At 68.8% G+C, this 15472-nt stretch carries 12 protein-coding genes; 8 read left to right on the forward strand and 4 right to left on the reverse strand.

Annotated elements, in window-relative coordinates; translation table 11 throughout:
• Positions 1-323: 323 nt before the first annotated feature.
• The 3 genes from VK92_RS26170 (at position 324) to VK92_RS26180 (ending at position 4006) form a co-directional block, all read left to right on the forward strand.
• Positions 324-1661, forward strand: a complete 1338-nt coding sequence (locus tag VK92_RS26170; RefSeq protein ID WP_048025426.1) for a hypothetical protein — start codon at positions 324-326, stop codon at positions 1659-1661.
• Between the two features lie 169 nt (positions 1662-1830).
• On the forward strand, positions 1831-2943 hold the full coding sequence (locus tag VK92_RS26175; RefSeq protein WP_048025427.1) for a porin: 1113 nt from the start codon (positions 1831-1833) through the stop codon (positions 2941-2943).
• Positions 2944-2953: 10 nt separating this feature from the next.
• A complete protein-coding gene (locus VK92_RS26180; protein WP_048025428.1) occupies positions 2954-4006 on the forward strand; it encodes a nucleoside hydrolase in 1053 nt (350 codons plus the stop codon).
• A gap of 48 nt (positions 4007-4054) precedes the next feature.
• On the opposite strand, the gene VK92_RS26185 is transcribed toward VK92_RS26180, so the two are convergent.
• Positions 4055-4966, reverse strand: coding sequence for a LysR family transcriptional regulator (locus VK92_RS26185; protein WP_027790547.1), 912 nt, complete (start codon positions 4964-4966; stop codon positions 4055-4057).
• A gap of 94 nt (positions 4967-5060) precedes the next feature.
• Here VK92_RS26185 and VK92_RS26190 point away from each other — a divergent pair, with 94 nt between their 5' ends.
• Together VK92_RS26190 and add are read left to right on the forward strand one after the other, a co-directional pair.
• Positions 5061-6410, forward strand: a complete 1350-nt coding sequence (locus VK92_RS26190) for an NCS2 family permease (protein ID WP_048025429.1) — start codon at positions 5061-5063, stop codon at positions 6408-6410.
• A 46-nt stretch (positions 6411-6456) separates the two neighbouring features.
• On the forward strand, positions 6457-7557 hold the full coding sequence (gene add / locus VK92_RS26195) for an adenosine deaminase (protein WP_048025430.1): 1101 nt from the start codon (positions 6457-6459) through the stop codon (positions 7555-7557).
• A gap of 33 nt (positions 7558-7590) precedes the next feature.
• Here add and VK92_RS26200 read toward each other — a convergent pair whose 3' ends face one another.
• On the reverse strand, positions 7591-8037 hold the full coding sequence (locus VK92_RS26200) for a nuclear transport factor 2 family protein (protein WP_048025431.1): 447 nt from the start codon (positions 8035-8037) through the stop codon (positions 7591-7593).
• A 120-nt stretch (positions 8038-8157) separates the two neighbouring features.
• On the opposite strand from VK92_RS26200, the gene VK92_RS26205 reads away from it, so the two are divergent.
• The gene (locus VK92_RS26205; RefSeq protein WP_230965974.1) at positions 8158-8769 is read left to right on the forward strand and encodes a hypothetical protein; all 612 of its coding nucleotides are present in this window, start codon (positions 8158-8160) and stop codon (positions 8767-8769) included.
• A 76-nt stretch (positions 8770-8845) separates the two neighbouring features.
• Positions 8846-10762, forward strand: a complete 1917-nt coding sequence (locus VK92_RS26210) for a WG repeat-containing protein (protein WP_048025467.1) — start codon at positions 8846-8848, stop codon at positions 10760-10762.
• A 46-nt stretch (positions 10763-10808) separates the two neighbouring features.
• Here VK92_RS26210 and VK92_RS26215 read toward each other — a convergent pair whose 3' ends face one another.
• Together VK92_RS26215 and pdxR are read right to left on the reverse strand one after the other, a co-directional pair.
• Positions 10809-13040 carry a penicillin-binding protein 1A gene (locus VK92_RS26215; RefSeq protein WP_048025433.1) on the reverse strand — a complete coding sequence of 744 codons (2232 nt, stop codon included), beginning with the start codon at positions 13038-13040 and terminating at the stop codon, positions 10809-10811.
• Positions 13041-13137: 97 nt separating this feature from the next.
• On the reverse strand, positions 13138-14673 hold the full coding sequence (pdxR, locus tag VK92_RS26220) for a MocR-like pyridoxine biosynthesis transcription factor PdxR (protein ID WP_048025434.1): 1536 nt from the start codon (positions 14671-14673) through the stop codon (positions 13138-13140).
• 123 nt (positions 14674-14796) lie between these two features.
• Here pdxR and VK92_RS26225 point away from each other — a divergent pair, with 123 nt between their 5' ends.
• Positions 14797-15435 (forward strand): FMN-binding negative transcriptional regulator, encoded by a 639-nt coding sequence (locus tag VK92_RS26225; protein ID WP_048025435.1) that lies wholly within the window; start codon positions 14797-14799, stop codon positions 15433-15435.
• The last annotated feature ends 37 nt before the right edge of the window (positions 15436-15472 follow it).

Below are 15472 nucleotides of genomic sequence, written 5' to 3' on the forward strand. Positions count from 1 at the left end.
GCGCGTACGGCTTGTTGGGAATGATCCGGTTTCCGAATCGATTTGGCGAAGCCATCGCACCACGGCGAAAAAGCAGCGCCCTTTGTCGGACTCGAAGGTGCAACCAACGAGATTGCCATGCATCGAAAGATGCGTGCGGCAACGAGTTGAAACAAAGCGTGACGAAGCGCAAATCCCCGTAAAACTGCGGCTTGCATCGCTGAAGATTCCTGCGCGGACGCGTAGAATGAAGGGCCTGACGACTCATTAGCCGCCATCGGACCGTACGCGTTGCATCGGCGAACGGCTCCGCCGCGAAGAGGCGTCGGCGCCGGGCGCACACGATGCGCCGGACGTGTCGATGGCTCGCGCGGAAGATGCGCCGCCCGCAACTGCAGCATGCGGCGGCCGGATCGGCCGATGGCTTCGAACGTATGATGCCTTTCAGCCTGACGCGGCCCATTTCGAAGTCGCGTTGCCGTACCCGCACAGTCGCCGCGTATGTGTCGCTCGCTGTTGCCCTGATCGTTCCCGTGCTTGTCGGGCCGCCTGCGTTTGCCGCGTCCGACCCTTCGTCGTCCGTTGCTCCGTCATCCTCATCAGTTGCGCCGCCCGCGTCGGCGGTGTCTCATGCGCAACGAGGCTCGCCTGCGCATGCGTCGTCGGGGGCGTCGGCCGTACAGCCCGCGTCAGCCGCGTCACACGAGCGTCATGCGGAGCCTGCCAGCGCGGCATCGGGTGCATCGACTGCTTCCGGCACTTCCGCTGCCGACGTCGCCTCAGCCGCGTCCGCCGCTGCGCCCGCGTCCGCCGCTTCCGCCGCTTCCTCCACCGCCGCGAGCGAGGCCGAAGCACCCGCGCCGACGCCGCCACGCCGGCATCCGCCGCTATCGGCAGAAGAAGCAAAAAATGCGACGGCGCGCGCGGTCGACATGCGCAAGCGCTTCACGCAGGAAGTCACGCGGCGCCTGAACGTGCCCGCAAGCGAGCAGCGCGCCTACGGCCAGCGGCTCCAGGAGGCGCTCGCCGATGCGGATCTAGGCGACCTCGCCGGCGAATACGTCGCGATGGTCGACCGCGCGCCGAACGTGCAGGCGCTGTTCATCTACTTCCGTGCAACGCCGGCCAACGCGTGGCTGATGATCGGCGCTTCGCCGGTCGGCACCGGGCTGCCGGGCAAGTACGACCATTTCGTGACGCCGCTCGGCGTGTTCCATCACTCGCCCGACAACATGGATTTCCGCGCGGAAGGCACGACGAACGAGAACGGCATTCGCGGCTACGGCCGCCGCGACATGCGCATCTACGACTTCGGCTGGGTGGACGGCGAGCGCGGCTGGGGCAAGGGCGGTGTGTCGCCGATGCGCTTCCAGATGCATGCGACCGATCCCGACCGGCTCGAAGCGCTGCTCGGCATCCGGCACTCGAAGGGCTGCGTGCGGATTCCCGCGTCGCTGAACACGTTCTTCGATCGTCACGGCCTGCTCGACGACGATTACCAGGCGCGTGTCGAGGCCGGCAAGTCGTTGTGGGTGCTGCGTCGCGACCGCGACATCACGCCGATTGCGGGCCGTTATCTGGTCGTGGTCGACAGTGCGCGCAAGACGCGCCCGGCCTGGGCGCCGATGCCGGGGCGCAATGCGTGGTCGAAGGTGCCGAAGGGCGGCGACACGGCGGATTGACCGCCGGTTCGCGGGGCTGACGGCTGCGGGCGATGCCAGGATGAGAATAAATCCGTTTTATTGATACATAAGAAAAGCAAACTTTTATTATCCGATCCGGGTTCGTATAGTCGAGGCCAGTTTCGCGGAACCCTGCCGCGCCTGGACCACCACCGATCACACGACCCGCATGAAAACTCTCTACAAGCTCGCCCCGCTCGCGATGCTCGGCGCCTTCGCGACCCATGCCTGTGCGCAAAGCAGCATCACGCTGTACGGTCTCATCTCGGCCGGTGTCGGGTTCGCGACCAACCAGGGTGGCAAGAACGCCTGGCAGGCGCTGTCCGGCACGAACCAGAACCCGCGCTGGGGGCTGAAGGGCAAGGAGGATCTCGGGCAGGGGCTGTCCGCGATCTTCCAGCTGGAGAACGGCTTCAACGTGATGACGGGCACGGCCGCGCAGAACGGCCGCGAGTTCGGGCGGATGGCCTACGTCGGCCTTGCCGACCGCACCTACGGCTCGCTGACGTTCGGCCGCCAGTACGATGCGATCCACGACTACATCGGGCCGGTGATCATCGCGAGCAACGGCGTGAACATCGGCGACAACGACAACGGCTACAACGACATCCGCGTGCAGAACTCGGTGAAGTACGTGAGCCCGGTGTACCACGGCCTGAAATTCACCGCGCTGTACGGCTTCAGCAACGCGACGGGTTTCGCGAACAACAGCGCCTACAGCTTCGGGCTCGGCTACGAGCAGGGCCCGCTGCGCTGGAGCGCGGTCTACGCGCAGTACAACCACCCTTACAGCGCGACGAACCAGGACGGCGCGATCGCGAACGACTACGCGTCGCCGCTGCTGATCTTCAGCAAGAGCGCGATGACGCCCGCGGCTTACGCCAGCCGGCAGCGGATCGCGGGCACCGGCGGTTTCTACACGATCGGCCGCGCGCAGTTCGCCGCGATGTTTACCGACGTGCGCTACGATTACCTCGACAATTCGCACCTGCACCTGCAGAACCTCGGCGTGAACGTCGTCTACACGATGACGCCGCAGCTCTTTCTCGGCGCCGCGTATGCGTTCACGAACGGCAAGTACGACGTGATCGACAAGCGGCCGAAATGGCACCAGGTGAACCTGCAGGCCGATTATTACCTGTCGAAACGCACCGACGTCGCGCTGACGGTGATCGCGCAGCAGGCGGCCGGCGACGCGGACCATGCGCAGATCTTCGCGTATGCGCGCTCGACCGGCACGCGCCAGATGATGGCGACGCTCGGCGTCCGGCACGTTTTCTGAGCGCCCGACCATGACCCATCCGATCGCACCCCGCCGCACCTTCCTGAAACTGTCCGCCGCGCTGGCCGGCACCGCGCTGCTGCCCGAAACGGGCGCGTTCGCCGCCGGCGGCGACGCCGCGCGCCGCACGGTGATCATCGATACCGACCCGGGGCAGGACGACGCCATCGCGATCCTGTTCGCGCTGGGCGCGCAGGACCGCCTCGACGTGCGCGCGCTGACCGCCGTCGCGGGCAACGTGCCGCTCGACCTGACCGAACGCAATGCGCGGATCATCCGCGACTGGGCCGGCCGCACGAAGACGCTGCCGGTCTACGCGGGCTGCCCGCGGCCGCTCGTGCGCGATCTCGTGACGGCCGCGAACGTGCATGGCAAGACGGGGCTGGAAGGCGTCGAACTGCACGAGCCGCGCGCGCCGCTCGCGGCAGGCCACGCGGTGTCGTACCTCGTCGATACGCTGAGCCGAGCGGCGCCGAACAGCGTGACGCTGTGCGCGCTCGGCCCGCTGACGAACGTCGCGACCGCGCTGGTCGAGGCGCCGCAGATTCGCGGTGCGCTGCGCGAGATCGTGCTGATGGGCGGCGCGTTCTTCGAGCGCGGCAACATCACGCCGGCCGCCGAGTTCAACATCTACGTCGATCCGCAGGCGGCCGAAGTCGTGTTCGGCAGCGGTGTGCCGATCGTCGTGCTGCCGCGCGATGTCGCGGTGAAGGCGCCGATCACGCCGGCGCGCGTCGCACCGTTCCGTGCGCTCGGCAACCGCTGCGGCGCGATCGTCGCGGACATCATGGATGCCGAACTCGCGTACAACAAGAAGCGGCGCGGCGCTGAAGACGCGCCGATGTACGACCCGACCGCGGTCGGCTACCTCGTCGATCCGACGCTGTTCGGCGGGCGCAAGGTCAACGTGATGGTCGAGACGACGGGACAGTGGACGCTCGGCGAGACCGTCGTCGACTGGAACGGGCGCAGCGGCCGCGCGGCGAACGCGACGTGGATCAACGAGGTCGACGCGGACCGCTTCTATGCGACGCTCGTCGAGCGTATCGCGAAGCTGCCCTGAGCGCGGGCGCTCATGCGGCGAACCGCGAACCGCACTCGGCCGACGCAATCAGATGTGCTTCGCAATCCACTCGCGGCATGTACGCACGTGCGGGCCGCGATCGTCGCCGGCGAGCGAGATCAGCGAGATCGCGCGCGTGACGCGCGGCTTGTCGACGCGCAGCGCAACGAGTTCGGGATCGTGCAGATGCATCGTATAGAGGCTCGGCAGCACGGCGGTCGCGAGGCCGTTGCGCGCGAGCGCGTAGAGCGGCTCGGTGTATTCCATCCGGTAGGTGACGTTCAGGCGCAGCTTCTCGGCGCCGCCGGTGCGATGCAGCGATTCGCTGACGCTGCCGCGCACGAACACCGCGAGCTCGCGATCGACGAGCTTCGCCCACGTGACGCTTTTCGCGCGGGCGAGCGGATCGTCGTGCCGCACGACGATCACGATCTCGTCCTCGAACAGCTGCCGGTAGCGCAGCGTGCCGTCGTCGCTGTCGGGTTCGCGTACGCCGATGCCGAGATCCGCGACGCTGTCGCGCACGGCTTCGACGAGTGCGCTGTTGGGCAGGTCGGTGAGCGTGAAGCGCAGCGTCGGGTGGGCGTCGCGCAGTGCGTTGAGCGCGGGCAGCAGGCGGCCGGCGACCGACGGGATGAACGCGATGCGCACGGTCTGGATGCGTTCGCCGATGAGCCGCGTCATGTCGTCGAAGGTGCCGCGTGCCTGGTTGAGCAGGCGTTCGGCGAGCGGCAGCACGGCTTCGCCCGCGGTGGTGAGCGTGAGCCGGTGCGCGGAACGCGCGAACAGGCGCCCGCCGAGCAGGAACTCGATCTGGCGGATCGACGCGGTGAGCGCGGGCTGCGTGAGCGACAGCGCCTGCGCGGCCTGCGTGAAGCTGCGTGCGTGGGCGAGCACGACGAAGTGCTGAACCTGCCGCAGCGTGAGCGCGGGCAGCAGCGACGAGCGGTCGGACGACATCGGGCAATAACGGTCGGGGTGCGGTACGCGGCAGTATAAGACCGCGCTGCGTGCATCGACACAGGACAATATTCGGAATCACAGGAGAACCACCATGTCAGCGACTGACACGATGCCGGCGCGCGCGCCGGCCAACTGGCTCGAACGCCGCTTCGCGCTCGCCGCGCGCGGCACGAGCGTGCGCACCGAGACGATCGCGGGCGTCACGTCGTTTCTCGCGGCCGCGTACCTGCTCGTCGTGATCCCGTCGCTGCTCGCGACGGGCGGCATGGAGCGCGGCGCGGCGACGACCGCGACGATCGTCGTGTTCGTGCTGTTCACGACGCTGATGGGGCTCTACGCGAACCTGCCGTTCCTGGTCGGCCCCGGCATCGGCGGCTCGGTGATCATCGGAGTGACGCTCGCGACGACGGAGCATGTGGGCTGGCAGACGGGCCTCGGCATCGCGTGCGTGTCGGGCATCCTGTTCTTCCTGCTGACGATTCTCGGTGCGCGCGGCGTCGTGATGAAGCTGATACCGGTGCAGATCAAGCTCGGGCTCGGCGCGTCGATCGGGCTGTTCGTGACGATGCTCGGGTTGCGCAATGCGGGGATGGTCGTCGCGAACGCGAAGACCAACGCGTTCGCGCTCGGCGATTTCTCGCGGCCTGGTGCGCTCGTCGCGCTGATCGGCCTGGCGGTCGCGATCGTGCTGCAGGCACGCAAGGTGCCCGGCGCGATCCTGATCGCGATCCTCGTCGCGGCAGCGGCGGGCGTGCCGCTCGGCGTCACGCATCTGCCCGCGTCGTTCGTGTCGCTGCCGCACAGCATCGCGCCGATCGCGTTCAAGCTCGACATCGGCAGCGCGTTGAGCCTCGCGGCCGCGCCGTACCTGTTCGCGTTCTTCGCGGCCGAATTCTTCTCGACGCTCGGCACCGCGCTCGCGGTCGGCGCGAAGGCGAACCTGCTCGACGAACAGGGCAACCTGCCGAACATCAACCGGCCGTTCCTCGTCGATTCGCTCGCGGCGACGATCGGGCCCGTGTTCGGCATTCCCGCGCTGACCGCGCTGATCGAATCGGCGGCAGGCGTCGAGGCCGGCGGCCGCAGCGGGCTGTCGTCGCTGGCCGCGGCCGTGCTGTTCGCCGCGATGCTGCTGTTCGTGCCGGTCGCGCTCGCGATCCCGAAAGAGGCGACCGCGCCGGCGCTGATCCTGATCGGGCTGTCGATGTTCGCAACGATCCGCCATACGCATTTCGACGACTTCACCGATGCGCTGCCCGTGATGTCGATGGTGCTGCTCACGCTGATGTCGAACAGTTTCGGCACCGGCATCGCGGGCGGGCTGCTGTGCTACGTGCTCGTCAAGCTGCTGGCCGGCCGCCGGCGCGACGTGTCGTGGGGGCTCGTCGTGCTCGCGCTGCCGCTCGGCTATTACGTCTGGACCGTCGTGAAGCCGCACTGAGAGACGGCTTTCGCGACGTATCGGCACTACCCAAAACGAGACTGCAATGAAGGCAACACCAGGTAACGTCCCGGCCGCGCGCACGGGCATCGAGATCACGCCGGCCCATCGGGCCTTCTTCCACGCGCTGCCGAAGGTCGAGCTGCATTGCCACCTGCTCGGCGCGGTGCGGCACGACACGTTCGTCGCGCTCGCGGAACGCAGCGGCGCGCCGATCGAGCGCGCGGAGATCGACGCGTTCTATGCGCGCGGCGAGAAGCCGGTCGGCGTGCTGCACGTGCTGCGCGCGCTCGACAAGTATCTGCTCACACGACCCGACGACCTTCGGCGCATCGCTTACGAGTATCTGGAGGATGCGGCCGCGCATAACGTGCGGCATGCGGAATGCTTCTGGAATCCGACGGGCACGGTGCGGGTGTCGGGGATCGCGTATGCGGACGCGCAGGCCGCGATCGTGACGGCGATCCGCGACGCCGCGCGCGATTTCGGAATCGGCGCGCGCCTGATCCCGAGCATCGACCGCGAGCAGGATCCGGACGAGGCCGTGGCGATCGTCGAATGGATGAAGGCGAATCGCGCGGACGAAGTGGCGGGGCTCGGGATCGACTATCGCGAGAACGACCGGCCGCCGGAGCTGTTCTGGAAGGCTTACCGCAATGCGCGCGCGGCCGGCTTCCGCACGACCGCGCATGCGGGCGAGTTCGGGATGCCGTGGCGCAACGTCGAGACGGCCGTGGATCTGCTGCAGGTGGATCGCGTCGATCACGGCTATACGATCGTCGATAACCCCGAGCTGTGCGCGCGCTACGCGGAACGCGGGATCGTCTTCACCGTCGTGCCGACGAATTCGTACTACCTGCGCACGCTGCCGCCGGAGCAATGGGCGGAACGGCATCCGATGCGCAAGATGCCGGGCCTCGGGCTGAAGATCCACCCGAACACCGACGATCCGACGCTGCACAAGGTCAACCCGTCCGAGGCGTGGGAGCTGATGTTCAGCCATTTCGGCTTTACGCTCGCCGATCTCAAGCAATTCATGCTGAACGGGATCGACGGCGCGTGGGTCGACGATGCGACGAAGGCCGCGTGGCGTGCGGCGTGGGCGCCGGAGTTCGACACGCTGGCCGCGACGCTCGCGGCCGGTTGAGCGCATTGCCTGCCATATCGGCCGGCCGGCGCGTCAGCCGGCCGGTACTTCGTTCAGGTGGAAACGCAGGTCGCCCGCGAGATCGAACAGCGTGTAGTCGCGAAACGCGAAACGCCACGCGCCGTCGACGCGCTCGAACGCGTCGTGATAGCGGCCCGCCGCGATCGGCTGCAGCGGAAAGCCTTCGGTGGCCTGCAGCACCGTGTAGTACGAGCGAGCCGTCGCGCGATGCGCGGTTTCGTCGATCTCGATGACCGGATTCGTGATCACATGCTTCGTGCGCGGCGTGCCGCACGGGTAGCGTTTCACGCGCGCGTCGAACAGCGCGAGCAATTCATCGGCGCCGATCGTCGGCGCATCTTCCGCGACCTTGATCCGCGCGTGCCGGAACAGCGCCGCCATGCCCGGCAGGTCGCCCGCGTCGAGCAACGCCGCGTAGCGGTACAGCAGGTTCGCGATCTCGACAGCGCTTGTGGTCATGCGGCCTCCGGCATCGATGGACGATGACGGCGATGGTGCGCGGTGCGGGGCCGCGCCGCTTCGTCCAGGTGGACTAAGGCGGCGCATCGTTCAGGCGCGATGCCGCGCACGCATCCCGCCATGGCTTCGCATCGCCTGGCGCGACCTGCCAGCCTTGCGGGCTGGCGTACGTCGGTCGCGTTCGCTATATTGGCGCACGGCGGCACCCGGTCGTGCCGCTGCCGCCGTGCGCGCCCGCGCCGGCATTCCGACAATAATTCGAATCCTGAGAGGGCCGCCGTGCGCATTCCTGTTTTCTGTCTGATGTTGTTCGTCTCGATGTCCGCGCGAGCCGGCAGTGCCTGCGACGGGCTGCTCGGCGATTACGCGCCGGCCGCCGGCAAGCCGGCGACGCTGCGCGTCGAGAAAGTGGGCGGCAAGATCGTGCTGCGCGGGCGCGACGCCGGCCAGTGGAGTGCCGAAACGGCACCGACGCAGGAAGCCGAGCTGGAAACCGACGGCCCTGACAAGGCGCCGCCGGGCGCCTGTGTGCTCGAGGTGCCGGGCGGCGAACTGATCAAGATGCCGATCGGCTCGCCGTATCAGGTCACGTCGATCACGGGCAACAGCTTCACCACGAAGCATTCGACCACGGGCGTCCTGCTGCGCAGGGTGCAGGGCTTCCAGGTCGACGGCATCGAGCTGTATCGGGTCGCGCGCCGCGGTGATGCGCCGCCGGCCGCGGCACGCTGACGGCGTGCGCGCCGACGTCCCGCGATACACGACGACACGACGACACGACGACACGACGACGAGGGCGACCCTTCCGATGGGCAATCGATCATGGCTTTATCTCCAGGCCGGTGACGGCGACGACGCGCGAACGATCGAGTTCGCGGAATCCAACAATCACTTTCCGCTGCTGTGGCGCGTGCTGCTCGCCGACGGCGGCGCGAGCGACGCGATAACGGATCAGCGCGTGTTCGGCGACGCCGGCACGCCGAACCTCGCCAGCGATGCGCGCGCGGCGCATGCGCGACTCAGCCGGCTCGCGTCGTTCGTCGTCGCGTATCCGCTGCCCGGCGACGATCCGGCGCTCGCGCACCAGTTCGATGCGCTCGTGCGTCACCTCGGCGAGTCGATCGATGCGTTCGGCGATGCGCATGGCGCACCGCGGCTGTCCGCGAATCTCGACGAACTGTCATGGCTCGACGGCGGCGATCCGGACGAATTCATCCGCGAGGAACGCGACAACTGCACGCGCCTGTGGTGGCGGGTCGCGAACTGCATGGATTTCCGCGACGTGCGCGGCGTGCGCGACGTGCTCGAGATCGATACGCCCGCCGACTGGCGCGACTGGGCGTGGGGCTTCGGGTTCGGCGGCGTGTCGCATTACTATTTCCAGCGACAGGAGCCGCCGCGCGGCGTGGCGTTTGCCGAGATGTTCGACGCCGGCGAAGTGCACGGCAACTGGCTCGGCTACGGCACGTTCAGCTTTCGCGCGCGCAACGGCCTGTGGGGCGTGCGGCGGGAAGTCGACGACGCGTGGCACGTGATCGTGCCGCCAGAGTGGACGAACCTGTGGACGAGCGGCGCGCGCGATCGCCGGTTGCTGTGGGCCGCGCGCGACGGGAAGGTCGGCCTGCTGTTCGCCGATGGCGACGTCGACGGCGATGGCGACGAGATGCGGATCGTGCGCGAACCGGCGTTCGACGCGGTGTGGGATTTCAGCGGCGACGTCGCGTGCGTGCGCGTCGGCGAGCGGTTCGGGCTCGTGGGCACGGATGGCACGTGGGTGCTCGAACCGTCGCTCGACGATTTCGGCGAATTCACCGGCGGGGTTGCGTCCGCGAGCCTGGACGGCCGCTGGGGCTTCGTCGACACGCACGGCGCGTGGGTGATTCCGCCATGCTTCGACGATGCACATGAATTCGTGAACGGCGCCGTCGCGGCGGTATCCGAAGGCGAGCAGTGGGGGCTGATCGGGCGCGACGGGCAATGGCGCGCGCCGCCCGAGTGGGCCGCGCTCGAATGGTCGTCCGAATGCGGCGCCTTCCTCGCGCGACGCAACGGCCATGTGGGCCTGGTCGATGCGAAAGGCCGGGTCGTCGTCGAGCCGTTTTACGCGGAAATCGCCACGCTGACCGACGACGAACGGACGGACATGCTGTCCGAGCTTGGTGCGATCCGCCATGTCGTGCGGCGCGACGACGGGCGTTGCGCGATCGTCGACGGGCAGGGCCACGTGCTGACGCCGTTCGATTTCGTCAACATGGGGGCGCTGCCGTGGTTGCCCGATGACGAAGCCGTGCCGGGCGAACTGTTCACGCGGTACGCGATCGGCGTGCTGCCGGGCGAGCCGGTGAAGGTTGCGATCTGCGATCTCGAGAAGGGCGCGACGGTCGTGCAGGGGCGCTACGACGACGTGGCCGGCCTGTTCTGGGGTGCCGATCACGGCTGGCTGGCCTGCGTGCAGGACGAGGGCGGTGACGACGTGCGGGCGACGGTGTTTCGCGCGGACGGCACCGTGCTGCATCCGGCGCGTTACACGCGGATCGGCGACGATGCGCTGTTCGACGACGATCCCGATGCCGCTGCCGGGCACACGACGTTGATGCCGTGGTACGTCCGTCGTGCCGAGGTCGCGCAGAACTGGAGCATGGGCGAACCGGTCGCCGCGTTGCGTGACGACGGCGTGCCGGTATGGCTGTACGCGGACGGGCACGCGACGACGACGCGGCGCTAGCCGGGGCCGCTGTCGTGCATGCCGGCGTGGCGTGCCGGCACGACGATCAGCGGAAGAACCTCAGCCAGTCGAACAGGCCGGGGTGTGGACGCCGCTTCGGCGCCGGCGCCGGTGCGCTGCGCGGCCGGAAGTCGGGCGAGAACTGCGCACGCGGATCGATCGCGCGCGTACGCAGTGCCGCATCGTAGAACGCCCCGACGATCGGCAACGCGCTGTGCGCGCCCGCGCCCCAGTAGTCGCTGCGCAGCGTCACGTTGCCGTCGTCGAAGCCGACCCACGCACCGGCCACCAGTTGCGGATGCATCAGGATGAACCAGCCGTCCGTGTTGTCCTGCGTCGTGCCGGTCTTGCCCGCGACGTCGATGCGGATTCCGTAGCGCGAACGGATGTCCTCGCCGGTTCCGTAATCGACGACGCCGCGCATCACGTCGACCAGCGTCTGCGCGGCGGCCACCGGCAACGCGCGTTCGGGCGGTGCGCTGTTGAATGCGGCGAGCACCTTGCCGTCGCGATCCTCGATGCGCGTGATCATCTGCGGCGCGACGTATACGCCCCGATTCGCGATCGTCCCGTAGGCGGACACCATTTCCTTCAGCGTGACGGGGCTCGTGCCGAGCGCGAGCGACGGCACCGCGTCGAGCGGGCTTTCGCGCACGCCCATCGCGCGCGCGAGCTGCGCGACCCTGGCCGCGCCTTCGCGCTGCATCACCTGCGCGGTGATGCGGTTGCGCGACAGCGCGAGCGCGTCGCGCAGCGTCATCGGTGCGTCGGTCGGCGGCTCGGCATCGGTCGGACGCCATACCGCGTGCGTGCCGATCGGGATCGCGACGGGGCGATCGACGAACGTGTCACCCGGCCGCATGCCGTCCGCGAACGCGGCGCCATAGACGAACGGCTTGAACGTCGAACCCGGCTGGCGCCGCGCCTGCACCACGTGATCGAACGGCTCGCTGCCGAAGTCGGGGCTGCCGACCCATGCGCGAATCGCGCCGTTGCGCGGGTCGATCGCGACGAAGCCGGCCTGCACCTGCGTCTTGCGTTCGCACAACGCATGCATGAACGCGCGATTCGCGCCGAGCTGCTTCAGCGCGGCGACATCGGTGAGCCCTGCGGCGCGCGCGTCGCGATAGTCGGGCGTCTGCCGGATGAAGCCGCGGAACAGGTCGTTGCGCAGCCCGCAGCCGGACGGGCCGCGCCATGCGCTGTCCGCGACTGCCTGCAGGCGATCGGTTTGCTGCGTCAGCGCTTGCGTCGCCATGTCCTGCAGTTGCGCATCGAGCGTCGTGCGCACGACGAGGCCGTCCGAGTAGAGGTCGTAGTTGTTGCGGTCGGCCCAGGCGATCAGCCACTTGCGCAGCTGCACCGCGAAGTGCGGAGCCGGGCCCGGCTGAGCGGTCTGCGGCTCGAAGTCGACGCGCAGCGGCCGGCGCTGCAATTGCTCGAGCTGCCGCGGCGACAGCATGCCCATCGCCGCCATCCGCGCGAGCACGATGTTGCGGCGCTGGACCGCGCGTTCCGGATTCAGCACCGGGTTGTAGTAGCTGTTGCCCTTCAGCATCCCGACGAGCGTCGCGCTTTCGACGATGTCGAGCTGGTCGGCCGATTTGCCGAAGTAGGTACGCGCGGCCATCTCGACGCCGTACGCGTTGTACAGGAACGGCACGGTGTTCAGGTAGGTCTCGAGAATCTCGTCCTTGCTGTACACCGTCTCGATCTTGAACGCGGTGATCAGCTCCTTCACCTTGCGCGTGAGCGTCGGTGCGCGGCCGACTTCGTCCGGGTACAGGTTGCGCGCGAGTTGCTGCGTGATCGTCGAGCCGCCCTGGCGGCTGCCCGAGAACGTATGCAGCCCGGCCGCGAGCGTGCGGCGCCAGTCGATGCCGTGATGCGCGTAGAAGCGGTGATCCTCGGTCGCGATCAGCGCGTCGACCATGTGCGGCGAGATCTGCTTGAGCGGCACCCATTCGCGGTTGACGGGCCGGAATTCGGCGATGACCTGGCCGTCGGCCGACAGCACGCGCGCGGGGCGGTCGATGCGGGCCTTGCGGATGTCGCCGATGCTCGGCGTGAACGGCACGAACGCGAGCAGCACCAGCAGGCCGACCATCGGTATCGCGGCGAGCGTCAGCGCGACGCCGCGGCGCGTCGGATGGCGCAGGCGATGCCATGCGCCGGCGCACAGCGCGCGGATGCGCGCGCGGCTGGCGGCGGCCAGCGGTGCGACGCGGGCGCGGCAACGGAGCCACGCGTCTCGAAGAAGCGGCACGAAGCGGTTCAAGGCGGCAGGAGCGCGGATGGAGGAGGCGCGATCCTAGCAAACGACCCACGTGCGACGCCCGCTGAAACGGCCGTTTGCTTGCAGGATTTACAGACGATTACGTTTGTTGCCCATCGACAACCTTTTGCGGCACCCGCCGCCGCGATTCCGCTGACGATACGACGTCCGCGAGCCGTTGCGCGGCCGCTTCCATCTGCGCGCGGCCGAACCCGCCGAAGCCCAGCACGAGCCCCGGGCGGGCCGTGCCCGGCGCGAACATCGGCGACACCGCGCGCACCGCGACGCCGGCTTGCGCGGCGCGCTCGACCACGTCGAGATCGTCGATGCCGCTTGCGAGCCACAGCACGACGTGCATCCCCTGATCGCCCGGCTGCACCCACGCGCGTTCGCGCGGCAGCCGCGCACCGAGCGTGTCGATCAGCAGCGCGCGCTGCTCCGCATACACGCCGCGCACGCGGCGGATGTGGCGGTCGAGATGGCCTTCCGCGATGAACGCGGCCAGCACGTGCTGGTCGGCGGTCGGCACATGGCGATCCATCAGTGCGCGCGCGCCGCAGAACGCGGGCACGAGATCGTGGGGGGCGATCACGTAGCCGAGCCGCAGCGACGGAAACAGGATCTTGCTGAACGTGCCGAGGTAGATCACGCGATCGGGGTCGAGACCCTGCAGCGACGGGAATGGATAACCTTCGTAGCGCAGCTCGCTGTCGTAGTCGTCCTCGACCACCCATGCGTGCCGTGCACGCGCCCACGCGAGCAGCGCATTGCGCCGCGCCATGCTGAGCGGCATGCCGAGCGGATACTGGTGCGACGGCGTGACGAACGCGGCGCGCGCATCGGGTGCGAGGCGGATGCCGGCGTCGACGTCGAGACCGTCGGCGTCGACCGGCACGCGCACCATCGCGTCGTGTCGCCCGGTGCTCTCGAGCAGCGCGGTGATGCCGCGATAGGCCGGGTTCTCGACCCATGCGCGGTCGCCCGCGCCGAGCAGCAGCTGGCTCGCGAGATGCAGCCCCTGCTGCGTGCCGCTCGTGATCACGACCTGGCCGGCCTCGCAGCGCACCGAGCGCGAACGGCGCACGTAGTCGGCGATCGCTTCGCGCAGCGGCAGCGCGCCTTGCGGATCGGCATAGCCGGACGGCGCACCGGCGCCGCGCGCGCGCAGGCGGTTGCCGAGCCGGCGCCAGATGTCGTCGGGTGCGGTGAGGCCGATCGGTACCGAGATCGCGAACGGCATCGCCGGCAGCGGGCGGAATTCGCGGGCGATTCGCGCGAAGGCGGCGGCCGGCTCGGGCAGCCCGGCGTGGGCCGCGCGCCGTCGTGGCGCAGGCGGCGCGGGTTCGGGGCCGGGCGACGGTTCCGCGAGCGCGTTCGCGACCCGCGTGCCCGCGCCGCCGCGCGATTCGAGAAAGCCTTCGGCGATGAGCTGCGCATACGCATCGACGACGGTGCCGCGGGCAACCTGCAGCGACGTGGCGAGCAGCCGCGTGGACGGGAGCGCATCGCCCGGCCGGACGTCGCCGCGACGCACGGCTTCGCGCAGCGCCTGCGCGAGCTGGCGGCTCAGGTCGCCGGCCGCACGGTCGAGCGCGCCGAGCGACGGGATTTCGACGATCCGGGTCGTTCTTGCCATGATTCTGGTCTGCTGAAATTGTTCCAAACCGGCTCTACAGCATAAACCAGTTTGAAGTCACAATCGGCGGGTGACGGGCTCGCGCCCGCGCCATTTCCAACCCCGCATGACCGTGGAGCCGACATGTACGTCCCCGACGAATTCAACGAGCCCGACCCCGACGCGATGCGCGAGCTGATCGTGCGGCATCCGTTCGGCAGCCTGATCACGCACGGCAGGAACGGGCTCGACGCGAACCACATTCCGTTCGAACTGCTGCCCGACGACGGCGGGCTCGGCGAGCTGCATGCCCACGTCTCGCGCGCGAATCCGGTCTGGCAGGACGTCGCGAACGGCGACGAGGTGCTCGCGATCTTCCGTGCGGGCGACGCCTACATCTCGCCGACCTGGTATCCGAGCAAGCACGTGGCGCACCGGCAGGTGCCGACCTGGAACTACGTGGTCGTGCACGCGCACGGCCGCATCACGGTGCGCGACGACGAGAAGTTCGTGCGCGGCGTGGTCGCGCGGCTGACGCGCACGCACGAGGCGTCGCAGCCGGTGCCGTGGAAGATGGGCGACGCGCCGAAGGACTACATCGACAGGATGCTGGAGTCGATCGTCGGGCTGCAGATCGAGATCACGCGGCTCGTCGGCAATCGCAAGCTCGGGCAGAACAAGGACGAAGCCGATATCCGCGGCGCGGGCGAAGCGCTGGTCGCGGAGGGCAACCTCGCGATCGGCGAGGCGATGCTCGCGGCGGCCGACGCGAAACGCGAGTGACGCGAATGACGCGCGTGACGCGCAAGCGGCGTGCACG

Origin of the sequence: Burkholderia sp. LK4, assembly GCF_001043615.1 — a bacterium.
Taxonomy (GTDB): Bacteria; Pseudomonadota; Gammaproteobacteria; order Burkholderiales; family Burkholderiaceae; genus Burkholderia; species Burkholderia cepacia.